Raw genomic sequence first — 24,252 nt, forward strand, 5'->3', positions numbered from 1 at the left:
TCAGCCGGCGGCCACCGCGGCGGTTTCGAGCGTCTCGGCGCGCAGCCGGCCGCCCACCACTTCCTCGGCCAGGCCGAACGACAGCGTCATGCCCAGGCCGCCGCCACCGACGCCGTTGACGATGGTCACGCCGGGTTCCGCCTCCAGCACCAGTTCGCTGCGCTGGCCGTCGGTGAGCTTGGCGTAGCAGCCGTGCCAGCTCTGCCTGACGTTCCAGCTGGGAAGGTCGAGCACGCTGCGCAGGTAGTCGACGATCTTGCGGTTGATCGCGCTCTCGTCGAACGGCTCGAGCGTGTGCGCGTACTCGTGCGAGTCGCCGATGGTGATCTCGCCCAGCCCGTTCTGCGCCGCCATCACGTGGATGCCCAGCGCCATCAGGTCAGCGTATTGCTCGGCCAGGCGCTGGCGCAGCCTGCCGATGCTGGGCGTGGCATGGAAGCCGTTGTAGTGCGCCATGGTCAGTCCGCCGCAGACCACCGGGCCCAGCTGGAAGGTGGAGGGCTGCGCTTCCAGTCGCAGCATCTGCAGCTTGCACTTGGTGATGGCAAGGCGCTCGAACAGCTCCGGGTAGAGCGTCTCGAAGTCGGTGCCGCTGGCAATGTAGATGACGTCCGCGCCGTAACGGCGACGGCCGCTCCACACCCACGGGTGCTCGATGCGGGTCACCGCCTGGCGCCACAGGAAGGTGACGCCGTAGCGCTCGGTGAGCCAGGCGGGCAGGTTGCGGATCGCTTCGCGCGGATCCACCACCAGCTCGTCGGTGCTCAGCAGCGCGCCGCGCAGGCCCTGCTGCTGCACGCCCGGCGCATGGCCGCGCACCTGCGCGGCATCCAGCGTGCGGCATGGGCGGATGCCTTCGTTCATGGCGGCGTACTCGTTCATCACCGCCCACTCGTCGTCATGGAACGCGGCCATCAGGCTGCCGCTGGGCGCGTACCAGGTGCCGGTGGCGTCGCAGAACTCGCGCCACACTTCGCGCGAGCGCAGGGCGCGTTCGTACAGCGGGCCATTGGACACGCCGATCGGCCAGATCGTGCCGAAGTTGCGCACCGACGCGCCCACGGCGCGCTCGTGCCGGTCGAAGACGGTGACCTGGTAACCGGCCTCCGCCAGTGCGCGGGCCATGGCCAGGCCGACGATGCCTGCGCCGACGACGATCGCGGTGCGTGTTTGCGACTTGCTCATAAGCGGCTGCTTTCCATCTCAAGGGGTGACAACGATTCGGGTGCATGCCGGTTCTGGCGGCCGTGCAGCCAGAACCAGCGTGCGGCCAGCGCGATCAGCACCAGGCCGGCCACGCTGCTGACGAGCACGGCGCGTTCGAAGAACTGCGTCCAGTTGAGCTGCAGGGCGAGGAACTGCCTGGCCAGCAACACCGCCACGCTGCCCATGTAGCCGGAGGCATCGGCGATGTACATCACGAACGACGCGGTGCCGGCGATGCGGAAGGTGGCCATCAGGCGCTCGAAGAACATGCCGTTGAGCGGTATGTAGGCGAGGTAAAGCCCGAAGCCGACCAGGGTCATCCAGCTCAGCGGCGGCAGCTCGCGGTGCATGAACAGCACGGTGCTCAACCCGGCGCAGCACAGGCCGCCGCCGATCAGCGCGTGGTTGAGCATGAAGGCGCGCATGTTGTCGCGCACCAGGGTCAGCGAGGCGGTGAGCATCAGCACGCCGATGCCGATGGGCGTATCCACTTCGCCGAACACTACCGCACTGCGGCCAAAGCCGAGGTCGCGGAAGATCTCCGTGTCGAAGTTCTCGCGGAAGTCGCGCAGCACGGTCAGCAGCACGTACAGCGGCACGATCAGCAGCAGGCCGGGCAGGAAGCGGCGCACGAACTGCCGGCGTGCCGCACGATCCATGCGGCCGCGCGGTGCGCGTGCGGCGATGTCCTCGGCGCTGGGCGGCGGCAGCCGGCTGAGCACGCGCAGCGACAACAATAGCGGCGGCACGAACGCCAGCCCGACCAGGAAGGGCATCCAGTGGTCGCTGACGCCGGCCAGCAGCATGGCCTTGCCCACGCCTTTGACCAGGCCCGAGGCGAAGATGAAGCTGGAGGCGAGGATCGCGCCCATCAGCTCGGTGGCCTGGCGTCCCTCGATGTAGCCGAACACCAGGCCCCACACCATGCCCAGCGGCAGGCCGTTGAGGAACAGGAACACGATGCCGGGCACCGGTGGCGCGAGCGCGAAGCCGAGCAGGGCCAGCCACGACAGTCCGATCAGGCAGAGGATGGTGTGGGCGCGGCGCGAGGTCTGCAGTTCGGGTACCAGGCGGATGCCCCACAGCTTGCTCAGCGCGTAGCCCAGCACCTGGGCGATCACCAGCCAGATCTTGTAGTCCACGCCCAGCCAGCTCATGCCTTCGTAGCTGGCCGCGCTGAACGGTTTGCGGAAGGCATACATGCACGAGTACGTGCAGAACGCGGCGAAGCCGGCAACCAGCGGCAGCAGGGTGGTGGACCACGCCGATGCGGGGCGCCGGGACGAGGGCATGCGTTCCATGGCAGGCCTCAGGCCACGTCCGAGCGGCCGGCACGGCCCAGCAGCGCGGGCAGTTCGTGCAGGCTGTCCAGCACGGCGTCGGGCTGGTGGGCCTGCAGCTGCGCACGGGTGTAGGCGCCGGTGGTCATTGCGACCACCAGGCCGCAATCCGCGGCCCGGCCCTCGCGGATGTCCACTTCGGTATCGCCGACCTTGATCACCCGTGCTGCATCGGTGACGCCGCACTCGGCCATCAGCGCGCGGATCATGTCCGGCGCGGGGCGCCCGTGCTCCACGCGGTCAGCCGAGGTGGCGGCATCGATCAGCCCGCGCCGGCGCCAGTCGAAGCGTTCGATCAGGCACTCGGCGATGTCCTGCGAGAAGGCGGTGTTGAGCGCCACCTTGATGCCGCGATGGCGCAGCCAGGCGAACGTCTCCTCGGCCCCGCTCATCGGCCGCACGGCCTCGTGCGTGCGGTAGCAGTCGAGCATGCGCTGCACGAAGTCGTCGTGCACCTGCGCCACCTGCGCATCGTCCGCGGGCAGATCGTGCGCGGCGAGCATGCTGCGGATGGCGGCGGGCTTGGTGTAGCCCATCAGCGCGCGCAGCTCGGGCAGGGTCGCGTGGCATCCCGCCTGCGCCAGCGCGTCGTGCAGCGCGAGCGCCACCAGGTCCGGATCGTGCACCGTGGTGCCCGCCATGTCGAAAACCGCCAGTTGGAACGTCATATCGCCTCCCGTGATGGGAAGGCATGCTGACGAGCGGCGATGGCGCGCCCGTGACGCGGGCACCGACAGCCGGGGCGGACTGTCTAGTCAATCGTTGGGGTGGGGCGTGGCGCGCGTTCCGGAATCGGCGTGCCGCTCTCGCCAGAACCCGTTCACGAGCTCAGTGCGGGCAGCGTGACCTCACCGTCATCCCCGCGAAAGCGGGGATCCAGTGCCTTTCAGCTCCGAAATAAAGCCAAAGTCGCTGGATCCCCGCTTTCGCGGGGATGACGGTGAGGGAGAAAAGACGGTGAGGGGGAAATGCCCTGTGGCGAAATCGACCGAAGATCGCGGGCAACCTTCTGCCGACTTCCGCCGACGCTCAGCCCGGGTCGCGCACCCAGTCGAGATAGGCCTCGTGCCCCTGCGCCACCGGCACCGCGATCAGTTCGGGCAGCTCGTAGGGGTGCAGCGCGAGCAGGCGCTCCTTGAGAGCGGGGAAGCGGGCGGTGGTGGTCTTGATCATCAGCAGCTCTTCGCTGTCGGTGACCACTTCGCCCTTCCAGCGGTAGGTGGACTGCACGCCGGGCAGGCGATTCACGCAGGCGGCCAGGCCTTCGCCCACCAGCGCCTCCGCCAGGGTGCGGGCCGAGCCGGCATCGGGACAGGTGCAGTAGCAGATCAGCACGGAATCAGGCATCGGAACGGGGCGACATCAGGCCGTAGTTGGCGAATTTTTCCAGCACCTGCGTGACCTCCTCGTCGGTGAGCAGTACCGGCTTGCCCACCTGCAGGGCCAGCGCGTATTGCTGGGCCAGGGTTTCCACCTCGATCGCGCGCCACATGGCCTGCGCCAGGCTGCTGCCCACGGCCAGCATGCCGTGGTTGGCCATCAGGCAGGCCAGGCGCCCCTCCAGTGCCTGCAGCACCGCGTCGGACAGGGCCTGGGTGCCGTAGGTGTGGTAGTCCGCGCAGCGGATGGAGTCGCCGCCGCCCACCGCGATCATGTAGTGGGCCGGCGGAATGGCCATGCGGCACATCGCCAGGGCGGTCGCGTGGGGCGGGTGCACGTGCACCACGGCGGCCACGTCCGGGCGGCCGGCGTACACGTCGCGGTGGAAGCGCCACTCGCTGGAAGGGCGCAGGCGGTGCCGGTAGCCGCCCTCCCGATCCACCCAGACCAGGTCCGCCGGGGTCAGCGCCTCGTACGGCATGCCGCTCGGTGTGATCAGGAAACCCTCGGCGTGGCGGGCACTTAGGTTGCCCGAGGTGCCCTGGCTGAGGCCGCTGGGGCCCAGCCGCCGTGCCTGGACCACGATATCCTCGCGCAGTGTCTGTTCCTCGCTCACGCCTGCCGCCGGTCCGCTGATTGGGGTGGCGCCATGGTCACCGTGGCGACATCCGCTGTCGATAGGGTGGGATTTCCTGTACCGGCGGCCTTGAAAGCGTGTAGGGGCTCCCCCATTGCTGCTTTCAGCCACCGGAGCGGCCCCACTTGCAGGGGGGCTTTGCGTCGTTAGAATTGGCACTCACCTACCAGGAGTGCTAGCAACGCGCCAAGCCAGGCGCCACTCCGGGGTAATCCTTTTTGTTCCACCCAATCAACCAAGCTGGAGCCCATCCATGAGCAAACTGCGTCCGCTGCACGATCGCGTCATCGTCAAGCGTCTCGAAGAAGAGCGCGTTTCCGCTGGCGGCATCGTCATCCCCGACAGCGCCACCGAGAAGCCGACCCGCGGCAAGGTCATCGCTGCCGGTGCCGGCCGCATCCTGGAAGACGGCAAGGTCCGTCCGATGTCGGTGAAGGAAGGCGACACCGTGCTGTTCGGCAAGTACGCCGGCCAGGAAATCAAGATCGACGGCGAAGAGCTGGTCTTCCTGAAGGAAGACGACATCGTGGCTGTGATTGAAGGCTGATTAGGCCCACGGGGGTTTTAGCGCGATAGCCGCGCTCTGTAGCAACCCCTTTCGCAAGCTTTCCCATTCTTAATCAAAATTTTTGAGGCAAAAATTTTATGGCAGCTAAAGAAGTCCGCTTCGGCGAAGACGTCCGCGCGCGCATGCTCAAGGGTGTGAACACCCTGGCCAATGCGGTCAAGGTCACCCTGGGTCCGAAGGGCCGCAACGTGGTGCTCGAAAAGAGCTTCGGCGCCCCGACCGTGACCAAGGACGGCGTGTCCGTGGCCAAGGAAATCGAACTGGCCGACAAGTACGAGAACATCGGCGCGCAGATCGTCAAGGAAGCCGCTTCCAAGACCTCCGACGTCGCAGGCGACGGCACCACCACCGCCACCGTGCTGGCCCAGGCGTTCATCCAGGAAGGCCTCAAGGCCGTTGCCGCCGGCATGAACCCGATGGACCTCAAGCGCGGTATCGACCAGGCCGTCAACGCCGCGGTCACCGAGCTGAAGAAGCTCTCCAACCCGACCGCTGACGACAAGGCCATTGCCCAGGTCGGCACCATCTCCGCCAACTCCGATTCGGACATCGGCGACATCATCGCCACCGCGATGAAGAAGGTCGGCAAGGAAGGCGTGATCACCGTCGAGGAAGGCTCGGGCCTGGAGAACGAGCTCGACGTCGTCGAGGGCATGCAGTTCGATCGCGGCTACCTGTCGCCGTACTTCATCAACAACCAGGCTTCGCAGCAGGTCGAGCTGGATGACCCGTTCATCCTGATCCACGACAAGAAGATCTCCAACGTGCGCGAGCTGCTGCCGGTCCTCGAGGCCGTCGCCAAGGCTGGCAAGCCGCTGCTGATCGTCGCCGAGGAAGTCGAGGGCGAAGCCCTGGCGACCCTCGTCGTCAACACCATCCGTGGCATCGTGAAGGTCGCCGCCGTCAAGGCGCCGGGCTTCGGCGACCGCCGCAAGGCCATCCTGGAAGACATCGCCATCCTCACCAATGGCCAGGTCGTCTCCGAGGAAGTGGGCCTGCAGCTTGAGAAGGCCACGATCAACGATCTGGGCCGCGCCAAGCGCGTGGTGATCACCAAGGAAAACACCACCATCATCGACGGCGCCGGCGAAGCCGAGCGCATCCAGTCGCGCATCAAGCAGATCAAGGCGCAGATCGAGGAGACCTCCTCCGACTACGACCGCGAGAAGCTGCAGGAGCGCGTGGCCAAGCTGGCCGGCGGCGTGGCCGTCATCAAGGTCGGTGCCGCCACCGAAGTCGAGATGAAGGAAAAGAAGGCCCGCGTCGAAGACGCCCTGCACGCGACCCGTGCCGCGGTGGAAGAGGGCGTGGTCCCGGGCGGCGGCGTCGCCCTGATCCGTTCGCTCAAGGCCATCGAAGGCCTCAAGGGCCACAACGCTGACCAGGACCTGGGCATCGCCATCACCCGTCGTGCGCTGGAAGCCCCGCTGCGCGCCATCGTGGCCAATGCCGGCGACGAGCCGTCCGTCATCCTCAACAAGGTGAAGGAAGGCAATGGCAACTTCGGCTACAACGCTGCCACCGGCGAGTTCGGCGACATGATTGCCTTCGGCATCCTGGACCCGACCAAGGTGACCCGTTCGGCCCTGCAGTTCGCGGCCTCGGTCGCCGGCTCGATCATCACGACCGAAGCGGCCGTGACCGAAGTGCCGAAGAAGGAAGAAGCCCACTCGCACGGCCCGGCCGGCGGCATGGGCGGCATGGGTGGCATGGACTTCTAAGTCCACGCCTTCCAGGCAACGCAACAGGAGAAAACCCCGCCTTGTGCGGGGTTTTCTTTATCCTTTTCCTTCCGGACCCATCGAGCTTTTCTTGATGGCGAAACCAGGCACCGCCTGGATCGCCGATGCCGGCACCAGACCACGGCAGGTATTACCTAGCTTGACCGGGGGCGGTAAGCCCGGAGGGCCGCTCGCGGGGATCAACGCCGGCGCGACGTTGAGCGAAGCGCCCGCACGTTATCGGCTGCCTGGTATATGGAGGGAAATGGTCCCTGTGTTATAGGCTGCGTTTAATATGGAGTGGAAATCCGGTTATATGCAAGCCAGCACCCCATGAATATTCCGGGCCATCCCCTGCCTGCGGAGGCCATGCGCCACCGCGCCGGGCGCTACATGGCGCAACCTGCCGGGTACCGCGCTTTTTATCCCGCGCCCTTGCCGCCACAGCCGTCGCTGCAACTGGAGGGCGAACTACAGGGGTTGTTGTCGCAAGCCGACCGCGCGCTCGGGCGGCTCGATGGCTCGATCCAAATCCTGCCCAATCCCGACCTGTTTGTTTTCATGTACGTACGCAAGGAGGCGGTGCTGTCCAGCCAGATCGAAGGAACGCAGAGTTCGCTGCAGGACCTGCTCGCCGCCGAGGCGCATATCTTGGCGCCGGATCGCCCGCGCGATGTCGATGAGGTGGTCAACTACGTCAACGCCATGAACTACGGTTTGGCCCGGCTGGAAGAGCTTCCCGTATCGGTGCGCCTGATCCGCGAAATTCACGAGCGGTTGCTCCAGGGCGTTCGAGGCATGCGGCTGACGCCAGGCGAATTGCGCCGTTCACAAAACTGGATCGGGCACGCCGGTTGCTCGTTGAACGAAGCGAGCTTCGTGCCGCCACCTCCACACGAAGTACCGGTCGCACTCGGCGCGCTGGAAACCTTTTTGCATGCCGACAGCGAGTTGCCCCAGCTCGTTCAAGTCGGTCTGGCCCACGCGCAGTTCGAAACCATTCACCCATTCCTCGATGGCAACGGGCGCGTTGGCCGGTTGCTCATCACTTTTCTGCTTTGTCAGCGCGAAATTCTTGGCAAGCCGGTGCTCTATCTTTCGCACTTCTTCAAGCAGCATCGCGCCGAGTATTACGAACGCCTCCAGGCCGTGCGGGACAGTGGCGACTGGGAAGGCTGGCTGGCGTTCTTCCTGCGTGGCGTGGCCAGCGTCAGCCGCGAAGCGACTGAAACCGCCCGCCGCATCCTGGCCTTGCGCGAAGATCACCGAGCCAAGGTCACCGCAGGCCTTGGTCGCGCTGCCGGCAACGGACACAAATTGCTTGAACATCTATATCAGCGTCCTATCGTTTCCGTGGCCGATGTGCAGCTGCTGACCACCACGACATATACCGCGGCCAACAACCTGGTTTCACGTTTGGTTGCCTTGGGCATACTTGAGGAAGCTACCGGCTATCGCCGTAACCGGCTGTTCCGCTACCAGGCGTACATCGAATTGTTCGGTGAGTCCGGTGAGGCCACGGAGGAAGCTCCGGGCTAATCGGGGCCCTGAAGTCCTGTACGGGGACTTCGGGCGGTGCGGGCACTCGCGGTGATGATATTCATCCGTGGTACGGCGTTAAGCTGGCCAGCGGTGATCCCGTCGAGGAGACACGCGCATGGTTACCCGAACGGCATCCTGTGGTTGCGGCCAGCTGAGCATCCGCGTGCACGGCGAACCGCTGGGCGTGGGCGTCTGCCATTGCCTGGCCTGCCAGCAACGCACCGGCAGTGTGTTCGCGGCGCTGGCGAGTTTCCGCGCGCCCTACGAGGTGACCGGCACGGCCACCGAATACGTGCGCACCGGCGACCAGGGCTCACGGTTTCGCTTCCGCTTCTGTCCGGTCTGCGGCACGTCGCTGTTCCACACCGAGGAAGGGCGCGACGGATCGGTCAGCGTGGCGGTGGGCGGGTTCGCCGATCCGCAGTTTCCGCCGCCGCAGGATTCGGTCTACGACTGCCGTCGCCACGCCTGGGTGCAATTGCCGGACGGCATGGCGGTGTACGAGAAGGATCCGCGCTGACGCGCTGGGCCGATGGATCACGCCATCGGCGCGGGCGTGGCGCGATGCACCTGCTTGCGCAGGGCGAGCACGCCGACGATGGCCGCGGCAAAACCCGCGGCGGCACCCACGCCCAGCGACCAGCGTGGCCCTGCATGGTTGGCCACCCAACCCACGATGGGCGCACCGATCGGCGTGCCGCCCAGTGCGATGCCCAGGCGCAGCGCCATCACGCGGCCGCGCATCGCCGGCTCCGTGGTGAGCTGCATCAGGCTGTTGGTGGTGTTGGTGAGTACCAGCGCGGAGACGCCGATGATCACCAGCGTCACGGCGAACCAGCCGTAGCCGGTGGCGAACGCGGCCAGCGTGCAGCCCAGGCCGAATACCGCCGAGCCCAGCAGCAGCGATTCGAAGCGCGGGCGATCCTGGCTGGCCGCAAGCAGGGCGCCGACGATGGTGCCGATGGCCATGATCGAGGAGAGCAGGCCGTAGCCGCGCGCGTCGGTATGGAACACCGACACCGCCATGGTCGAGATGAAGATGGGAAAGTTGAGCCCGAAGGTGCCGATCAGGAACAGCATCACCAGCATCGCCTTGAGGTCGGGGCGCGCCCAGGTGTAGCGGAATCCCTCCAGCAGGCTGCCTTTGCCGCGCGAGGCGCGGGCGCGGCCATGCAGGGCCGAGGTGCGCAGGAAGGCCAGCGACAGCAACACCGCGCCGAACGAAAGCCCGTTCACCAGGAACGCCCAGCCGGTGCCGATGGAGGCGATCATCAGTCCGGCGATGCCGGGACCGATCATGCGCGCGGCATTGAACGAGGTGGAGTTGAGCGCCACCGCGTTGGCCAGATACGCGTCGCCCACCAGTTCGGCCACGAAGGTCTGGCGCACGGGCCCGTCGAAGGCCGCCACGCTGCCGGACAGGAAGGCGAACACGTACACCTGCCACAGCTGCACCGCGCCGGTGATGGTCAGCACGCCGAGCACGGCCGCGAGCACGCCCAGGCCCGCCTGCGTGGCCATCAGCAGGCGGCGCTGGTTGAAGTGGTCGGCGGCAAAGCCCGTCCATGGCAGGAACAGCAGCTGCGGCGCGAACTGCAGCGCCATCACCAGGCCAACCGCCGAAGCATCGTGGTGGGTGAGCTGGGTAAGCACCAGCCAGTACTGCGCCGTGCGCTGCACCCAGGTGCCGATGTTGGAGACCAGGGCACCGACGGCCCAGATCCGGTAGTTGGCGCTGCCCAACGCCCGGAACATGCCGGTGAAGCGCATCATGCCGGGTCGGTCTGGCGCCCTTCGAACACCTGGCCGAAATGGTGCGCAAGGTACAGCGCGCAGAGCAGGGCGCCCACCCCCAGTGCGATGACGCTGGACGCGTCATGCCACTGGAAATTACCCACGCGCACGGTCAGCAGGTAGGCGAAGACCAGGTTGGCAAACGCCCACAGCACGTTGACCGTGGGCGAGGAAGGGCCGCGCCCGCGCGGCTTGGCGAATGGCGAAGGGAATGATCGCCCCATCATCCCGCTGAGCAGGTGCGGCCATGCATTGGCGAGAAAGAAGCCGCCGAAGAAATACGCGACGAGGGTGCCCATCTCAGGATGTCCTTGCCGGCAGCAGTAGGAGGATCGCCTGGGTGGTGCCGGTCTCGCCAAGGCGGGGAAACACGTGCGCGATGCTGTAGTCGTGCGCTTCGGGCCGCACGTCGCTCATCGCGTCGATGGCCAGCGTTACGTTGAAGCCGAGCTCATAGGCCTGCCGCGCCGTCGATTCCACTCCGGTGCCGGTGGCGACGCCGGTCACCACCACCTGGGTGACGCCGCGTGACTTGAGGCGGGTTTCCAGGTCGGTGCTGGCGAATGCGCCCCAGGTGGTCTTGGTCACCACGACGTCGCCGGGCTGGCGGTTGAGTTCGGGTAACAGGTCCGTCCAGTCCTCGCCCTGCGGCAGCGAGGGGCGAGGCCGTTCGGTGCGACCGGGCGCCGTGCCGGACACATTCACCAGCACCACCGGCAGACCACGCGCGCGGAACGCTTCGATCAGCGCCACGGAGTTGGCGACGACAGCATCGAAGGGATGCATGAAGGGCGCACCGGCGAGACCTTTCTGCAGGTCGACGACGATCAGGGCGGTGTGTGGGTCGAGCGTGGTGACAGCCACTGGAGATCTCCCGGTTGGAGTGAGTCGGGCCGGCCCTGGCCATCGGTGATGCCAAGCCTTCAGTCGTCGACGAGGCGCCGGAGCAGGGCCACCGCGTCGGCCAGCTGTTGCTGCTCCTGGTCGGTAAGGCGCGCCTGCAGCGTGCGCAGCAGCCAGTCCTGGCGTGCGGCGCGGCCGTCGCGGATCCACTGGTGGTATGTCGGGGTGGGCGAATACAGCGTCTGCCGGCCGTCGCTGGGATCGGCTGCGCCACGCACCAGGCCGGCGGCCTCCAATGGCGCGATCACTGCGCCCATCGACTGCGGGCGCATGCCTTCGGCGCGCGCCAGGCCCGACACCGTGGCCGGCCCCTCCTTTTCCAGTCGAAGCAGCACGGACACCTGCGATGGACTGAAGTCGCTGCCCCCGGTCTGTTCGCGCAGGCGGCGCCGCAGCTTGCCGATCAGGGCGCGCAGGTCGGCGGCGAGGGCGTCGGCATCGGCAGGGCGGGGCTCGTTCATGGCGCGAGGTTAGCAGAAGTGAAGTTTAACTGCGAAGGTAAACTTCATAGATGATCGCCGCGATACGGCCGGGCCGGCCTCCATACATGCTGTAGTCGTATACTTATCAACATCCCATAACTATTTTGAATGCGATGGATGTCCGTCAGCTGAGGGCGTTCCTGACCGTCGCCACCACCGGCAGCGTGACCAAGGCCGCGACCCTGATCGACCAGGCCCAACCGGCCGTCTCCCGGCAGATTCGCCTGCTGGAGGAAGAGGTTGGCCAGGCGCTGTTCGTGCGCACGCGCTGGGGCGTGGAACTCACCGAGGCCGGACAGACCCTGCTCGGCTACGCGCGGCGCGCCCTCGAGCAGTTGGACCGCGCACGCGAAGCGCTGGCGGCAGACGAGGACACCCTGGCCGGCGTGGTCACCGTGGGTCTGCCGCCGAGCACGATCGAACGGCTGGCGGCCCTGCTCACCCTCAAGGTGCGCGCCCGTCATCCCGGCATCGTCCTGCGTTTCGTCAGCGGCTATTCCGGACGACTCGAGCAGTGGCTGCAGTCGGGTGAACTGGACGTGGCGCTGGTGCAGCACGCCATGCGTCCGCTGGAGAGTGGCGCCCAGCCGTTGCTGGAGGAACCGCTGTGGGCGGTGGGGCCGGCGAGTGCCGGGCTGTCGCCGACGCAACCCATCGATGCGCAGGCGTTCCTTGGCCATCCGCTGGTGTTGCCCAGCGCGGCGCACGTCATTCGCGCGCGGATGGAAGAACTGGCCGCGCAGCAGCAGTGTCCGCTGAATGTCGTTGCCGAAGCCGATGCCATGGCCGTGCAGAAATCGCTGGCCCATGCCGGCGTCGGCTTCACCGTGCTGCCGGCGTCGGTGGTGCAGGACGAGCTGCAACGCGGATGGCTGAGTGCCACGCCGTTTGCAGGCGAAGGCCTCAAGCGCACGCTCGGCATCGCCACCTCGCCCACGCAACCACCCGGCAAGGCGGCGCGCCACGTGGCGACGGCACTGTCCGCGTGCGTCGCCTCGCTGGTGGCGCAGGGGCAGTGGCCCGGTGCACGTTGGCTGGGTGAGGAAGGCATGCCGTCGTGAGCATCGATACCGGTGGCATCCGGCGCTGGGCCAACGACCTGCAGCGTATCGGCCGCGAACTCTGGCGCGACCTGAAGACGCTGTTGCGTCCCGGCCCGCGCCTGGTCGACCAGATCGAGGCGGTCGCTTCGGTGCTGCTGGCGATCCTGCTGGCGCAGCTGGCCGGTGCGCGCAATGTCGGCTGGGCAGCCTTCAGCGGTTACATGGTGATCCGCTCGCATCTGTCCACGAGCATGCAACGCGCCGCGCTGCGCGTACTGGGCACGCTGGTCGGCGCGTTGGCGGGCTACGCCATGGCCATCCATGTCGCCGGGCATCCGGTGTGGACCAGCATGGCGCTGGGCCTGGTGGTGACCGGCACCATGTACATGGTGCTGGTGAGCCGCCGAACCTACGCGTGGCTGTTCACCGGGCTCACCTTCCTGATGATCGTGGCCGATACGCTCGGCGCACAGGAACTGCCGCCGCGCGCATACGCGATCTCGCGTGTGGTGGAAATCCTGGTGGGTACCGGGGCCAGCCTGCTGGTGAGTCTTGTTTCGTCGTGCACGCTGCGCCGCTGGGTGCCGGGCCAGTTGCCCAAGCCCGCCACGTCGTATCGCGGGTGGCACGGCGCGGCCGCCTGGCATGCGCTGCAGGCCGGCGTCGCCGCGATGTTGATTCCCTGCTTTGCCCACTGGATCGCCATGCCCACGCTCACCCAGGCCGGCGTGACGGTCATGGCGGTGATGGCCGTGCCGCTGGCCAGCGTGGAGGCGCCGGGCAACATGGTGTCCACGCGCATGGTGCATCGCTTCCTCGGCTGCAGCCTCGGCGGCCTGCTGGCGATGGGCATCCTGCTGGTGTGCCATCACGACCCCGTGCTGATCACGCTGGGCCTGTGCGCAGGCGTGGCGATCGGCCGCCATATCGAGAATGGCGCGCACAAGCTGGGCTATGTCGGCGTGCAGTTCGCGCTGGCCTTCCTGGTGGTGCTGGTGCCGGACCATTACGCCAATGCCAGCATCCAGCCGGGCCTGGAGCGGCTGGCCGGCATCATGCTGGGCTTCGTGCTGTTGCTGCTTGCGCGCGCGGTGTTCATGGCCGGGCGCACGCAGCTTCCCAGGCTGCTCGGGCGAGGTTCGTCCTGACCGCCTGGCGGGGCTTCAGAGCTCCGCCATGTGATAGCGCTCCAGCCAGTAGGCGTATTGCGCCGGCAGGATCCACGACGGGCGATCGATCTTCAGGTATTGCGCGGCGCGATAGGGATAGTGCGGATCGGCGAGATGGGCGCGGCCGATCATGACCAGATCCATCTGCTGCTGCGCAATCACCCGCTCGGCGACGCGCGGCGCATCGACACCCCATGACGAGGCCACCGGCAACTGCGCCTCGTTGCGCACACGCTCGGACACCGGCGCAAGGAAGGCGGGACCCCACGGTATGTGGGCATCGGGAATGGAAAAGCCCACGCTGACATTGAGCAGGTCCAGCCCGCCTTCGCGAAAATGCCGGGTCAGCTCGATCGATTCGGCCAAGGTCTCCTCGTCGCGGCCGTCGTACTCGATCACGCCAAAGCGCGCGGTGAGCGGCAGGCGTTCGGGCCACACGGCGCGCACGGCGGCCAGTGTCTCCAGCAGGAACCGGCTGCGGCCGGCGAGATCGCCGCCGTACTGGTCGTCGCGTGCGTTGGAGTGCACCGAGAAGAAGCTCTGCGCGAGATAGCCGTGTGCGAAATGCAGCTCCAGCCATTCGAAGCCCGCATCGCGGGCGCGCATGGCGGCGGCCACGAAATCGGCTTTCACCCGGGCGATGTCGTCCAGCGTCATCGCCCTGGGCACGCGCGGCAGGTTGGCACCGAACGCAATGGCCGACGGTGCGATCGGCTGCCATCCGCGCGGATCACCCGCGGGAATATGGTCGTCGCCTTCCCACGGACGATTGGCGCTGGCCTTGCGTCCCGCGTGCGCAATCTGGATCCCCGCCACCGCGCCGGCGGCCTTGATCGACGCGGCAATGCGCGCCATGCCCTCCGCCTGCGCGTCGTTCCACAGGCCGGTACAGGCCGGCGTGATGCGGCCCTCCGGCGAAACCGCTGTCGCCTCCACGATCACGAGCCCCGCGCCGCCGCGCGCCATGCCGGGGTAATGCGCCCAGTGCCAGCTGTTGGTGACGCCTTCGTCGGCGCTGTACTGGCACATGGGAGGCACCGCGATGCGGTTGCGCAGGGTGACGTCTTTCAATCGAAACGGGCTGAAGAGGGCGGACACGGAAAGCTCCGGATAGTCGTGGAAAGAGGTGAATTCAGTGCTTGCCGTTCACGGCCTGCAGCACGAGCCTGGCGACTTCCTCCGAGGAGGCCGGGTTCTGCCCAGTGACCAGGCGGCCATCGCGTACCGCGTGCGGCTGGAAGTCCGGGCCTTTCTCATAGCGCGCGCCAAGTTCACGCAGGCGCGTCTCCAGCAGGAACGGCACCACGGCGGTAAGCCCGGCCGCTTCTTCCTCGCGGTTGGTGAACGCGCTGACACGGCGTCCCTTCACCAGCGGCGCGCCATCGCTGTCCTTGGCATTCACCAGCCCGGCCGGACCATGGCAGACCGCGGAGACCACCTTGCCTTCCTTCCACGCCGCCGAGAGCAATTCGGCGAGTCGGGCGCTGCCGGGAAGATCCCACATCGTGCCGTGGCCGCCGGGAAGAAAGATGGCGTCGTACGGCTCGGCCGATACCTCGTCGATCTTGTGCGAGGCCTCGATCTTCCTCATCGCGGCGGCGTCCTTGCGGAAGCGATCCACGCTGGGCGTGTTCTCGCCCTCGGCGGAAAGCGAGCGCGGGTCGATCGGAATCCTGCCGCCGGCGATCGATGCGATATCGACGTCGGCGCCGGCGTCGATGAAGGCGTAGTAGGGCGTGGCGAGTTCCTCGAACCACACGCCGGTGGCATGGCCGGTGTTGCCCATCGATGCGTGCGAGGTGAGGATCATCAGGATCTTGGTGGCGTGGCTCATGGGGAACTTCGCTCCGTGGGGAAGGGGAGTACGTTGCGCGCGTGACCGATGGCAGGCATCAGCGGCCGTGTTGCCGCGAGTAGCTCACCAGCCCGTCGAGCCATGCCTGGTGTCCGTTGATCATCGGATTGGGCGTGGTCCTGGCCAGTTCCTGTGCCGGTGCGCCGATCTGCGACTCCTGCGTGAGGATGCGCACGCGGTGGCCGGGCAGGTTTTCGACCAGCCATGCGTGATGGACGTCCAGGCGCTTGCTCGCATCACCTTCCGCCCAGCCATGCCACGCCACGCGCCCGGGTTTTCCGGCGGCCGGTGGCTGGTACTCGGTCACTTCGGCCTCGATCGGGAAGCCGAACGTGCTGAAGTGGAAACGCGCGCCCTGGCTGAGTCGCGGGCCGCTGCCATCGTGGAAGCGGATGTCCGAGGCGTTGCTGTAATAGACCGGCCAGTCGGCCGTGTTGTCCAGATGGGCCCACACCTGGTCGGCATCGAGGCCGGCGACGATGACCTCGTTGGAGGCGAAGTTGTCCGTGGTGCCCGGCAGGTAGTCCTCGGGCCAGATGATTTCATGCATGGGTGTCTCCTCGCGTCGTGCCGCGACGGTGGGTAAGGCGCGGCCTGCTTGTCGTCGTCGCGCCGCAGGCGTGGCGCTGTGGGGTGCACTTCATGATGGTGGTCATCGTGATATAAGGCCAATGATGCTTCTTTATTTCCAACATCATGCAGCCTGATATCAGGACGCTCGATCTCAACCTGCTCAAGACGCTCGATGCCTTGCTCGACGAGCGCAGCGTGACGCGTGCCGCCGAACGCCTCTCGCTCACCCAGCCAGCGGTGAGCGGCATGTTGACCCGATTGCGCGAAAGCCTAGGCGACCCGCTGTTCAAGCGCGGTCAACGCGGCATGGTGCCGACGCTGCGTGCACTGGAACTGGCGGGCCCGGTGAAAAAGGTGCTGGAAGATATCGAGGCCTTGCTGCGCCCGCAGGCCTTCGATCCCGCCGCCGCCGAGCTCACGTTGGCGGTCGCCTCGACCGACTACGCGCTGCAGGTGGTGATGCTGCCGTTCCTCGCGACCATAAGAACGCGCGCGCCTGGCATTCGCGTGGCCGTGCTTCCGATCCAGGACCAGCGCGTACATGCACAACTGGAACGCGGCGAGATCGACATGGCGCTGGTGACGCCGGACAGCGCGCCGGGCGACCTGCATGTGCGCCGGCTTTTCGACGAGCGCTACGTCTGCGTACTGCGTGAGGACCATCCCTATGCGGGCAGGCGCAAGCTCACCTTGGACCGTTTCTGCGCGATGGATCATGCGCTGGTTTCGTATCGCGGCGGAAGTTTCAGTGGTGTCACCGACGAGGCGTTGGCTCGCCTCGGCCGGTCGCGGCGCGTCACCGTGTCGGTTACCAGCTTTCTCGCGCTGCCCGAGTTGGTGCGGCACAGCGAGCTGATGGCCGTGGTGCCACGGCGTCTTGCCATGCAGGCGAAAGGCTTGGCGGTGCTGGAGCCGCCGCTGGAGATACCCGGCTTTACCAAGTCGGTGGTCTGGCACGAGCGCACGCATCATTCGCCGGCGCATCGCTGGATTCGAACGCTGCTGGCTGAAGTAAGCCAGCGCAAGCCGTAGGCGCGTCGCCTACGGCATGCCCGCCAACGATTGCCGCGTGATATCAGCCACCGACCTTGCGCCGGTGAGCGTCATAGCCACGCGCATTTCATAGGCCATCAGGTCGAGCAGTTTCTCCACACCCTGCTGCCCGCGTGCCGCGAGTGCGTAGACGAAGGCACGACCGAGCAACACGGCATCGGCACCCAGCGCGATCATGCGAACGATGTCCAGGCCATTGCGAATGCCCGAGTCGGCCAGGATGGCCAGCTCGCCCTTCACCGCATCGGCAATCGCCGGCAGCGCGCGTGCGGTGGACAGCACACCATCGAGCTGGCGCCCGCCGTGGTTGGAAACCACGATGCCGTCCGCGCCAAACGAGACGGCATCACGTGCATCCTCCGCGTCGAGGATGCCCTTGATCAGCATCGGTCCTTTCCAGAACGCGCGTATCCACTCCAGGTCCTTCCATGAAATGGATGGATCGAAGTTGGTGGCGAGCCAGCCGATGTAATCCTCCAGACCGGTGGGATGGCCGCGGTAGACCGAGATGTTGCCCAGGTCATGCGGGCGCCCCCACAGCCCCACGTTCCATGCCCACACAGGATGCGTCATGGCCTGCCAGTAGCGGCGCAGTGCCGCGTAGGGGCCACTCATGCCCGAATGCGCATCGCGGTAGCGCGCGCCGGGCGTGGGCATGTCCACGGTGAACATCAGCGTGGTGCAGCCGGCGGCCCTTGCGCGCTCGAGCGCGTTCTGCATGAAGCCGCGATCTTTCAGCACATAGAGCTGGAACCACATCGGCCGCGTGATGGCCGGCGCGACTTCCTCGATGGGGCAGACCGACACCGTGGACAAGGTGAACGGAATACCCCTGGCGTCGGCGGCACGCGCCGCCTGCACTTCACCGCGCCGCGCATACATGCCGGTGAGTCCCACTGGCGCCAGTGCCACCGGCATGGCGAAGTGCTGGCCCAGTACTTCGGTTTCCAGCGACAGCTCGGACATGTTGCGCAGGATGCGCTGGCGCAGTGCGATGTCCGCAAGATCCTCCACGTTGCGTCGCAGCGTGCGCTCGGCAAAGGCGCCGCCGTCGATGTAGTGGAACAGGAACGGCGGAAGCCGGCGCCTGGCTGCGGCCCGGTAGTCGGTGGGGGCGGAGATGATCATGCGAAAGATCCCGGCATCGGTTCCCTGACGGGAGACTGCCATGCTTCCTGCCATGACGGTGTGATTGCGCCGGCATGACGCTGCCGATCGCGCGTCGATGCACTCGCGCGCAAGCCGGTGCTCATGGCACAGTGAACGACGCGCGCAATTCCCCAAGGGAGTGTGGAATGGCTTCACGGTGGTCGATGTGGCGAACAGGTGGGTCGATGCTTGCGCTGGCGATGGCCTGCTCCGGTGTGCAGGCGGGCACGACTATCCCGGCGGTGTTCGAGGCGGGGCATGTCTACGCCACGCCGCGCCTGAGTGACGGATCGTTGCTCAGGCTGCTGGTGGATACGGGCGGCGGCGGTGCATGGACGTACTGGCTGGGTGAATGGAGCCGCGCGGGCCAAGGCCTCGTGGCGATGGCACCGTGCAGCCTCGGCGAGGAGAGCGTGCCGCAGTACGTGCCCCCTTCATTCCGTGGCGTGCCATTGCCCGCGCCGAACGGACCGTGCAAGGGCGTCTCGCGTTATCCGACGGAGCCCGGCGTACGGGGAACCTTCGACGGCATGCTCGGTGCCAACTATCTTTCCACGCAGGGCGTCTGGACCTTCGATTACCCGGCGCAGCGGCTGGTGCTGGAAGATCACGGCTGGACGGCCGGTGCGGCGGCGCATCGCGTGCCGTTGGGCTTCGACGTCCTGCGCAACGGGCTGCGTCGCGGCTTTCCACGCGTGACCATGATCGTTGCCGGCGAGCCCATCGACATGCTGCTGGACACCGGCGCCACCAGCCACCCCACGGCCGAGACGCGGGTGGCCACGGGCGAGCCGGTGGCCAGGGGCGAGGGCGTGACCAGTTACATCACCACTTCGATGCTGGAGCGCTGGCATCGCGCGCACCCCGAATGGCGGGTGATCGAGCATGGTGATGACCTGTTTGGCAGCGCGAATGCCTCGCGCGTGATTCGTGTGCCGGAGATTGTCTGGGCGGGTTACAGCATGGGCCCGGTATGGTTTACCGAACGCCCCGACTCGGCGTTTCACCAGATGATGGCCTCGATGATGGACCGCAGGCCCGATGGCGCACTGGGAGCCAACGTGTTCCGGCATTTCGTGCTGACCATGGATTACCCGGGCGAGGCGGCCTGGGCCACCTGCCATGACACCTCGTTCTGCCACACGATGCTCGCGGAGTAAGCGCCCCGCCATCGGGCTCAGCGGCGTACCGCGAGCACCCCATCCAGTGCCAGCTGCGCCTTGAAGCCGGCCTTTTCCAGTCGGCGGGCCACCTCGCGTGGCACGTCGCGGTCGCTGGTGAGCTTGTTGGGGCTGCCGGTGTAGTGGAACATCCGCCCGCCGCGGCGCAGCACGCGCGCGAGCTGGTCGTAGAACACCTGCGAATAGAGTTCGCCGGCAATGCCGAAACGCGGTGGGTCATGCAGCAGCGCATCCACCGAGGCGTCGGCGACCTGGGTGATAGCCTGCGAGACATCGGCATGGGTAAGCTGCAGGCGCCCGCCTGCGGCAGCTGAATCGGGATCCGGCGACCACGGGTTGAGCGTGCGCAGCCACAGCACGTCCGGATTCTTCTCGAACGATTGCATGCGCGCCACGCCGGCTTCCAGGCAGCACGCCGCGAAATAACCCAGGCCGCCACAGGTATCGAGCAACGCCTTGCCGCGCGGTTCCACCAGCGCCACCTTGCGGCGTGCGTCCTCGAACGGCGATTCCTTCGCGGTGGGCAGCATCTTGATGCCGTCGATCTCGAAGGTCGGCGCTCCCCATTCGGTCGGCACCAGCTTGATCAGCGAGCCGGAGAAGCGGGACACCGTCGCGAATTCCTCGCCGTCCCAATAGTAGATGCTGCGATCCTTGAGCTTGTGCGGGTAGGGGTAGTGCTCGCCCTTCCACTGCCAACCGTCGGTACCGAGCGAGGCTTCACCCCGGGTTTGGCCCAGGTCCAGCGAACCCGTCCATAGCGTTGCGCCGGCATCGCGCGCGGCGAGCAAGGCATCGGCGGTGGGGCGGGTGAGCAGGGGGCCGGCGTAGTGCGACAAGGTGTGGATTTCCTGGATGAAATGGGTGCGGCTCGCAGGGAGGGCGAACGTCCCGCGTGGCGCCGACATTTTTGCATATCCGCCGCTTGCGCCCTGTGCCGGTAAAACGATGTGCCCGCAGCGCGGGTACCGGATGAGCTTCATGTGCTCATCTCGAGGCTCGGGCGCGCAGCCCCGTGGCTGCGCCATCATGAGGGTTGGGAACTGGCCCACCGGTGAAGTGGATTTCGCCACTGCCGAGGCGGCCATGGCCACCAACCCGCTTGCACCGAACCGTCTCACTGCGGCGCTGCCGCCGTTCCTGCGCAGGCGGGTGAAGGCGGATCAACGTTACTGGCAGGGCGCAAGCCAGTGGCCTTGCGCCGTCCTCCGGCATCCGTCGGGCCGTGCTTGGACGCTGGCGCGGTGCAGCGAGATCTCGCGCCAGTCGAGCCCGTTCCGCGGTTTCTTGCCGTGATGATCGCTGCCAGTCCCGGGAACCCTGATGGAAAGACCCTGTCTAGTCAGGCTGGTCGCAACGCGCGCTGATGGCATGCGCATGTTTCGTGTGGGGCATTGGCTTGAGTTTGGGGTGTCATGCAGCGTTCGGGGCAGCTTCGGTATCGACAGGAGGAGAGTGCGCGCGGCCTGGCATTACTCGACAGCGAAACCCGTGAGTCCTTGGGGCGCAGGCGCTGGCGACAGCCGCCGCTAACGCGCCCGGAGCTGGCGCTGGCGCTGATTGTGGTGTTGGTGCTGCACCTGCTGTTTGCGTTGTCGCTGTGGTACGAGATGCAGCCGAGGTCGTTCCATCCGATGGTGGTGAACCGCGATACCGATCGGGCGATGATCGTTCGTCTGATCGACCACCCCAGCAAACCGCGCGCCACCCAGCCTGCTGAGCCAACCGCGAGATCAGAAAGTCCGGTGCCACCGCGGCCAGTGGCGGCGGCCGCCGTTGCCCCGGTGGCGCACGAGAAGCCCCGCCGGGACGCCATGGTCGTGCAGGATCATGAAGCTACGCCTGCGCCGGCGGCCTCCGTGGCGGCGCCCTCGGCCATCAGTTTGTTCGCCAAGGATGGTTCGATCCGCCTGCAGCCTTCGACGGCTGCTGTCCCGGCAACGGCAACTACCGTCGATGGGCAGGCCAAGCCTGTCGACGATCGTCAGATCATGCAGCACGACAGCAACCGGATGCACTACAAGGCCACGCGCTTTGAAAAGTATTTCCCGCCACCGAACGAGACGGCCGGTGGCGCGGTGGGTCGTCATATAGGCGATGCGATCAAGGAGATCGCCAAAAGCGTCTGCGATCCCAACAAGAAGAGCACGGCTACCAACTTGCTATGCGGCGCGCCCCCGTTGCCACCTTCGCCCATGGACAAGGACGAACGCCTGAACCTGCCGCCGCCATCACTGGCCGACAATCCGAATCCGCCCAAGGCGCCGCCGCTTTCGAGCTGCATCGCCGAGTACAGGGAGGGAAAGCCACTGCCCTACGGCTGCCCGGTGAACACGCCCGATCTGGCCTTCAAGGCCGAGATGCGTGAATGCATCGATCTTTTCCGTGCAGGTAAGCGCCTCAAGACATGGTGCCCTGCCGATACGCCGCAGCGCGCAGCCGCCGAGCCGGTGCAGCCCGCGGATTCCTCGAGTACCGAAACGCATTGAACCATGCCGATCATGCGCGGCGTCCGGATGTCGTCCCGTCCGGGCTGGTGTCCACGTGCGCTTCCACCTCTATCCGATGACAAGGCGTCGCCCGACGGATGGTGCTCATCAGCCAAGTTGAACGGGTTTGATGGATGGTTGGTGTTCAACCCCAAGCGGACATTTTCGCCCTATCTCGTGAAGACGAGTTTGGCCACGCCTTGGCGGTCATGGAGGTGCCGGGGAATCAGGTCTGGCCCCCAAATCGATGAACCTGAGGGTGTTCAGGGTAGGGTTTTGCCGACATGAGCCGTCCTGCAGGGAAAGGTTCCCGCATCGCCTCGTGCTCCCGCATCGTCCGCCACGAGGATGATTGGGCACGGTACCGATATGGCTGCCACCGTTGATTTGCTGGCCAAGGGTTCACGGTCATGCAGATTTTCTCCACGGGTCGATTGAGAAAAACATGCATGGAGCAGATGATGGAAGGTCGTCGCCCCCACCCATCAATCGCTTCGGTACGTTCCGACGAGGCCGCACGACGATGATCAGGCGATCGCTCCTTGGCAGGAGTTCATGGCTCGTTGTGGGACTGTCGGGATCGCTGGCTTGGATGTCATCTGGCTCGTCGATCGCGGCCGATTGGCCCCACGATGCATCGGGGGCGCCGGTGAGTGGCCTGGTCATCGTACGCGCCACGGTGAGCCAGGATGGCCGGGTCGTGCGGGCAGTTGTCGACAGCAGTTCCGGTTACCCGGCATTGGACGACAAAGCGCTTTCAACTGTGTGGAAATGGCAATTTCACCCCTGGTACAAGGATGGCGTTGCCGTTGAGGGCGTCGTACGGGTTCCTGTTCGGCTGGATCCGCCTCGCCCGGAGGAAAGATAGCGCTTTGGGCTGACAGCTCAGGGCTTTCGGAGTCAGGGCCAGCTGGTCTTCCGGGTAATCATCGCGGCGCTTCGGCAAGCGATGCCGATGTGCCAATGTTCAATCACTTTCTCGCGTGGTCGGAGCCAGGGCGTAGCCGCCCTGGCGAGCGTGACCGCGATTCAGGAAACCTGCCTCATTGACGGCCTGGCTGGTTGAACACGTCAGTGCCGAATGCCCGCAGGTCCTTCTTGCCGGCATAGCCCAGATATGGCAGGCCAAACCACTGCTCGATGCTGCGCAAGGCCGAATAGTGGTTGTACGGCACCTGGGATACCGTGCCAGGGCGGATGAAGGGCGAGATCAGCACGGCACCGATGCGGCCACCACCTGGTCCGTATTGGCCAGGCGTGGGCCCGCCTGGCAGGCCCTTTTCACCGCAGCATGCCTTTGCATCGGTGCCTTCGTCGAACGTGATGATGAGCAGGCCATCGCGCTGAAAGGCCGGCGATGCGGTAATGCGTGGCACCCAGGTCTTGAGGAAGGCGTCGGCGGACACCAGGCCGCCGGGCTCACCGTTCATGCACGGCGCGTTGTGTCCGTCATGGCATAGGTCAGGCGTGATGAAGGCGAAGTTCGGCGTGGTCTCCGCCTGCGCGAGGTCAGTGGCGAGCCTGTCGAGCGAAACGACATGCTCCCGGCAGCCCGGCGCATCGTCGATGATGGAATGGAAGTAGATGAAAGGGTTGTGTTTGTCGGCGTAGCGGTCATGCAGCGATTCGTGATTCGTCGCGTCCTTGGTACCGATCACGGCGTGGCCACACTGCGCTGCCTCGCGGGTGGGATCGCTGCCCATGCCTTCCATGTAGCCTTTCCAGGTCCACTTGGCCGACTGCAACTGGTCACCCACGGTTTTCACCGTGGAGGGGTAGACGCAGCCACGTCCCGCGAGCTGGCCGCTGTCGTCCAACGCGTGGGTCGACGGCTGGAATTCCGAGAAGACGCGGCAATCGTCCTGGGTCTCAGGATTTGGGGCCTGGCCGCTGATCAGCGAAATGTAATTGTCCAGGCTGTTGTGACCGGTGCCGTAGTACTGCTCCAGCAAGGCGCCCTGGCGGGTCAGCTCGTGTGCCAGGTAAGGGGCCGGCGACTGCGCGCCGAACGTGATGTCGAAGGGTTCGTTCTCCAGCACGATGACGAAGACGTGCCTGACCGGCACATCGCCCGGCAGCGCAGTCGGTGCCGCCTTCGCGACCGGCCACAGCGCGGCCAGGCCGAGAAGGAAGGACGAAAATGTTCGAAGCATGGCCTTTTGATTCA

The 24,252-nt window shown here is 66.3% G+C and carries 25 protein-coding genes; 10 read left to right on the forward strand and 15 right to left on the reverse strand.

The genetic code is table 11. The annotated features are described in order from the left end of the window. The 5 genes from DVU99_RS08145 to DVU99_RS08165 form a co-directional block, all read right to left on the reverse strand. Positions 1 to 1,185, reverse strand: a complete 1,185-nt coding sequence (locus DVU99_RS08145) for a TIGR03364 family FAD-dependent oxidoreductase (protein ID WP_114239710.1) — start codon at positions 1,183 to 1,185, stop codon at positions 1 to 3. Next, positions 1,182 to 2,507, reverse strand: a complete 1,326-nt coding sequence (locus DVU99_RS08150) for a DUF5690 family protein (protein ID WP_114239711.1) — start codon at positions 2,505 to 2,507, stop codon at positions 1,182 to 1,184. Before DVU99_RS08150 ends, DVU99_RS08145 begins: the two co-directional genes overlap by 4 nt. A gap of 8 nt (positions 2,508 to 2,515) precedes the next feature. Then, complete coding sequence (locus DVU99_RS08155; protein WP_114239712.1) at positions 2,516 to 3,214, reverse strand: HAD hydrolase-like protein; 699 nt, start codon at positions 3,212 to 3,214, stop codon at positions 2,516 to 2,518. A gap of 361 nt (positions 3,215 to 3,575) precedes the next feature. Continuing rightward, positions 3,576 to 3,893, reverse strand: a complete 318-nt coding sequence (gene cutA / locus DVU99_RS08160) for a divalent-cation tolerance protein CutA (protein ID WP_114239713.1) — start codon at positions 3,891 to 3,893, stop codon at positions 3,576 to 3,578. After that, on the reverse strand, positions 3,886 to 4,542 hold the full coding sequence (locus DVU99_RS08165) for a class II aldolase/adducin family protein (protein WP_114239714.1): 657 nt from the start codon (positions 4,540 to 4,542) through the stop codon (positions 3,886 to 3,888). The genes cutA and DVU99_RS08165 overlap by 8 nt, the downstream gene beginning before the upstream one ends. Positions 4,543 to 4,816: 274 nt before the next feature. Between DVU99_RS08165 and groES the strand changes: the two genes are divergently transcribed. The 4 genes from groES (at position 4,817) to DVU99_RS08185 (ending at position 8,914) form a co-directional block, all read left to right on the forward strand. After that, a complete protein-coding gene (gene groES, locus DVU99_RS08170; RefSeq protein WP_038623202.1) occupies positions 4,817 to 5,110 on the forward strand; it encodes a co-chaperone GroES in 294 nt (97 codons plus the stop codon). 98 nt (positions 5,111 to 5,208) lie between these two features. Then, entirely contained in the window at positions 5,209 to 6,852 is a 1,644-nt protein-coding gene (gene groL / locus DVU99_RS08175; RefSeq protein ID WP_114239715.1) for a chaperonin GroEL, read from the forward strand. Between the two features lie 369 nt (positions 6,853 to 7,221). Then, positions 7,222 to 8,391, forward strand: a complete 1,170-nt coding sequence (locus DVU99_RS08180; protein ID WP_114239766.1) for a Fic family protein — start codon at positions 7,222 to 7,224, stop codon at positions 8,389 to 8,391. A gap of 118 nt (positions 8,392 to 8,509) precedes the next feature. Beyond that, positions 8,510 to 8,914 (forward strand): GFA family protein, encoded by a 405-nt coding sequence (locus tag DVU99_RS08185; RefSeq protein WP_114239716.1) that lies wholly within the window; start codon positions 8,510 to 8,512, stop codon positions 8,912 to 8,914. A gap of 17 nt (positions 8,915 to 8,931) precedes the next feature. Here the strand turns inward: DVU99_RS08185 and DVU99_RS08190 are convergent, their stop codons facing one another. The 4 genes from DVU99_RS08190 to DVU99_RS08205 are packed head-to-tail and all read right to left on the reverse strand — an operon-like array spanning position 8,932 to position 11,552. Beyond that, positions 8,932 to 10,167: an MFS transporter gene (locus DVU99_RS08190; RefSeq protein ID WP_232823508.1), complete on the reverse strand. Its 1,236-nt coding sequence runs from the start codon at positions 10,165 to 10,167 to the stop codon at positions 8,932 to 8,934. Then, positions 10,164 to 10,487 carry a hypothetical protein gene (locus DVU99_RS08195; RefSeq protein ID WP_114239717.1) on the reverse strand — a complete coding sequence of 108 codons (324 nt, stop codon included), beginning with the start codon at positions 10,485 to 10,487 and terminating at the stop codon, positions 10,164 to 10,166. Before DVU99_RS08195 ends, DVU99_RS08190 begins: the two co-directional genes overlap by 4 nt. 1 nt (position 10,488) lies before the next feature. Then, on the reverse strand, positions 10,489 to 11,052 hold the full coding sequence (locus tag DVU99_RS08200) for an isochorismatase family protein (RefSeq protein WP_114239718.1): 564 nt from the start codon (positions 11,050 to 11,052) through the stop codon (positions 10,489 to 10,491). A gap of 59 nt (positions 11,053 to 11,111) precedes the next feature. Then, positions 11,112 to 11,552: a MarR family winged helix-turn-helix transcriptional regulator gene (locus DVU99_RS08205; protein ID WP_114239719.1), complete on the reverse strand. Its 441-nt coding sequence runs from the start codon at positions 11,550 to 11,552 to the stop codon at positions 11,112 to 11,114. A gap of 134 nt (positions 11,553 to 11,686) precedes the next feature. On the opposite strand from DVU99_RS08205, the gene DVU99_RS08210 reads away from it, so the two are divergent. Together DVU99_RS08210 and DVU99_RS08215 are read left to right on the forward strand one after the other, a co-directional pair. Further along, positions 11,687 to 12,634, forward strand: coding sequence for a LysR family transcriptional regulator (locus DVU99_RS08210; RefSeq protein WP_114239720.1), 948 nt, complete (start codon positions 11,687 to 11,689; stop codon positions 12,632 to 12,634). After that, complete coding sequence (locus tag DVU99_RS08215) at positions 12,631 to 13,764, forward strand: FUSC family protein (protein WP_232823509.1); 1,134 nt, start codon at positions 12,631 to 12,633, stop codon at positions 13,762 to 13,764. The genes DVU99_RS08210 and DVU99_RS08215 overlap by 4 nt, the downstream gene beginning before the upstream one ends. Before the next feature lie 15 nt (positions 13,765 to 13,779). Here DVU99_RS08215 and DVU99_RS08220 read toward each other — a convergent pair whose 3' ends face one another. The 3 genes from DVU99_RS08220 to DVU99_RS08230 are packed head-to-tail and all read right to left on the reverse strand — an operon-like array spanning position 13,780 to position 16,190. Beyond that, entirely contained in the window at positions 13,780 to 14,883 is a 1,104-nt protein-coding gene (locus tag DVU99_RS08220; protein ID WP_114239721.1) for an NADH:flavin oxidoreductase/NADH oxidase, read from the reverse strand. A 34-nt stretch (positions 14,884 to 14,917) separates the two neighbouring features. Further along, positions 14,918 to 15,619 (reverse strand): type 1 glutamine amidotransferase domain-containing protein, encoded by a 702-nt coding sequence (locus DVU99_RS08225; protein WP_114239722.1) that lies wholly within the window; start codon positions 15,617 to 15,619, stop codon positions 14,918 to 14,920. A gap of 58 nt (positions 15,620 to 15,677) precedes the next feature. Continuing rightward, entirely contained in the window at positions 15,678 to 16,190 is a 513-nt protein-coding gene (locus tag DVU99_RS08230; RefSeq protein WP_114239723.1) for an SRPBCC domain-containing protein, read from the reverse strand. Between the two features lie 146 nt (positions 16,191 to 16,336). Here DVU99_RS08230 and DVU99_RS08235 point away from each other — a divergent pair, with 146 nt between their 5' ends. Continuing rightward, positions 16,337 to 17,245: a LysR family transcriptional regulator gene (locus DVU99_RS08235; RefSeq protein WP_114239724.1), complete on the forward strand. Its 909-nt coding sequence runs from the start codon at positions 16,337 to 16,339 to the stop codon at positions 17,243 to 17,245. A 9-nt stretch (positions 17,246 to 17,254) separates the two neighbouring features. On the opposite strand, the gene lldD is transcribed toward DVU99_RS08235, so the two are convergent. Continuing rightward, positions 17,255 to 18,394, reverse strand: coding sequence for an FMN-dependent L-lactate dehydrogenase LldD (gene lldD / locus DVU99_RS08240; protein WP_114239725.1), 1,140 nt, complete (start codon positions 18,392 to 18,394; stop codon positions 17,255 to 17,257). Positions 18,395 to 18,600: 206 nt separating this feature from the next. On the opposite strand from lldD, the gene DVU99_RS08245 reads away from it, so the two are divergent. Beyond that, positions 18,601 to 19,575 carry a hypothetical protein gene (locus DVU99_RS08245; RefSeq protein WP_114239726.1) on the forward strand — a complete coding sequence of 325 codons (975 nt, stop codon included), beginning with the start codon at positions 18,601 to 18,603 and terminating at the stop codon, positions 19,573 to 19,575. 17 nt (positions 19,576 to 19,592) lie between these two features. On the opposite strand, the gene DVU99_RS08250 is transcribed toward DVU99_RS08245, so the two are convergent. Continuing rightward, the gene (locus tag DVU99_RS08250; RefSeq protein ID WP_114239769.1) at positions 19,593 to 20,435 is read right to left on the reverse strand and encodes an MnmC family methyltransferase; all 843 of its coding nucleotides are present in this window, start codon (positions 20,433 to 20,435) and stop codon (positions 19,593 to 19,595) included. Between the two features lie 576 nt (positions 20,436 to 21,011). Here DVU99_RS08250 and DVU99_RS08260 point away from each other — a divergent pair. Both DVU99_RS08260 and DVU99_RS20335 read left to right on the forward strand, forming a co-directional pair. After that, on the forward strand, positions 21,012 to 22,085 hold the full coding sequence (locus DVU99_RS08260; RefSeq protein WP_232823510.1) for a hypothetical protein: 1,074 nt from the start codon (positions 21,012 to 21,014) through the stop codon (positions 22,083 to 22,085). A 592-nt stretch (positions 22,086 to 22,677) separates the two neighbouring features. Further along, positions 22,678 to 22,953, forward strand: coding sequence for an energy transducer TonB (locus DVU99_RS20335; protein WP_369333215.1), 276 nt, complete (start codon positions 22,678 to 22,680; stop codon positions 22,951 to 22,953). 175 nt (positions 22,954 to 23,128) lie between these two features. On the opposite strand, the gene DVU99_RS08270 is transcribed toward DVU99_RS20335, so the two are convergent. Then, entirely contained in the window at positions 23,129 to 24,238 is a 1,110-nt protein-coding gene (locus tag DVU99_RS08270; protein WP_114239771.1) for an alkaline phosphatase family protein, read from the reverse strand. Positions 24,239 to 24,252 lie beyond the last annotated feature (14 nt).

It is taken from the genome of Dyella sp. C9 (assembly GCF_003332825.1).
Lineage (GTDB): Bacteria > Pseudomonadota > Gammaproteobacteria > Xanthomonadales > Rhodanobacteraceae > Dyella.

What these genes read in the sequence shown, in the direction of transcription:
- DVU99_RS08225 (WP_114239722.1), bottom strand. Translation starts at nt 15,619, where the DNA reads ATGAGCCACGCCACCAAGATCCTGATGATCCTCACCTCGCACGCATCG.
- lldD (WP_114239725.1), bottom strand. Translation starts at nt 18,394, where the DNA reads ATGATCATCTCCGCCCCCACCGACTACCGGGCCGCAGCCAGGCGCCGG.
- DVU99_RS08150 (WP_114239711.1), bottom strand. Translation starts at nt 2,507, where the DNA reads ATGGAACGCATGCCCTCGTCCCGGCGCCCCGCATCGGCGTGGTCCACC.
- DVU99_RS08235 (WP_114239724.1), top strand. Translation starts at nt 16,337, where the DNA reads ATGCAGCCTGATATCAGGACGCTCGATCTCAACCTGCTCAAGACGCTC.
- DVU99_RS08185 (WP_114239716.1), top strand. Translation starts at nt 8,510, where the DNA reads ATGGTTACCCGAACGGCATCCTGTGGTTGCGGCCAGCTGAGCATCCGC.
- DVU99_RS08230 (WP_114239723.1), bottom strand. Translation starts at nt 16,190, where the DNA reads ATGCATGAAATCATCTGGCCCGAGGACTACCTGCCGGGCACCACGGAC.
- DVU99_RS20335 (WP_369333215.1), top strand. Translation starts at nt 22,678, where the DNA reads ATGTCATCTGGCTCGTCGATCGCGGCCGATTGGCCCCACGATGCATCG.
- groES (WP_038623202.1), top strand. Translation starts at nt 4,817, where the DNA reads ATGAGCAAACTGCGTCCGCTGCACGATCGCGTCATCGTCAAGCGTCTC.
- DVU99_RS08205 (WP_114239719.1), bottom strand. Translation starts at nt 11,552, where the DNA reads ATGAACGAGCCCCGCCCTGCCGATGCCGACGCCCTCGCCGCCGACCTG.
- cutA (WP_114239713.1), bottom strand. Translation starts at nt 3,893, where the DNA reads ATGCCTGATTCCGTGCTGATCTGCTACTGCACCTGTCCCGATGCCGGC.
- DVU99_RS08180 (WP_114239766.1), top strand. Translation starts at nt 7,222, where the DNA reads ATGCGCCACCGCGCCGGGCGCTACATGGCGCAACCTGCCGGGTACCGC.
- DVU99_RS08195 (WP_114239717.1), bottom strand. Translation starts at nt 10,487, where the DNA reads ATGGGCACCCTCGTCGCGTATTTCTTCGGCGGCTTCTTTCTCGCCAAT.
- DVU99_RS08245 (WP_114239726.1), top strand. Translation starts at nt 18,601, where the DNA reads ATGCTTGCGCTGGCGATGGCCTGCTCCGGTGTGCAGGCGGGCACGACT.
- DVU99_RS08155 (WP_114239712.1), bottom strand. Translation starts at nt 3,214, where the DNA reads ATGACGTTCCAACTGGCGGTTTTCGACATGGCGGGCACCACGGTGCAC.
- DVU99_RS08210 (WP_114239720.1), top strand. Translation starts at nt 11,687, where the DNA reads ATGGATGTCCGTCAGCTGAGGGCGTTCCTGACCGTCGCCACCACCGGC.
- DVU99_RS08270 (WP_114239771.1), bottom strand. Translation starts at nt 24,238, where the DNA reads ATGCTTCGAACATTTTCGTCCTTCCTTCTCGGCCTGGCCGCGCTGTGG.
- DVU99_RS08190 (WP_232823508.1), bottom strand. Translation starts at nt 10,167, where the DNA reads ATGATGCGCTTCACCGGCATGTTCCGGGCGTTGGGCAGCGCCAACTAC.
- DVU99_RS08145 (WP_114239710.1), bottom strand. Translation starts at nt 1,185, where the DNA reads ATGAGCAAGTCGCAAACACGCACCGCGATCGTCGTCGGCGCAGGCATC.
- DVU99_RS08260 (WP_232823510.1), top strand. Translation starts at nt 21,012, where the DNA reads ATGCAGCGTTCGGGGCAGCTTCGGTATCGACAGGAGGAGAGTGCGCGC.
- groL (WP_114239715.1), top strand. Translation starts at nt 5,209, where the DNA reads ATGGCAGCTAAAGAAGTCCGCTTCGGCGAAGACGTCCGCGCGCGCATG.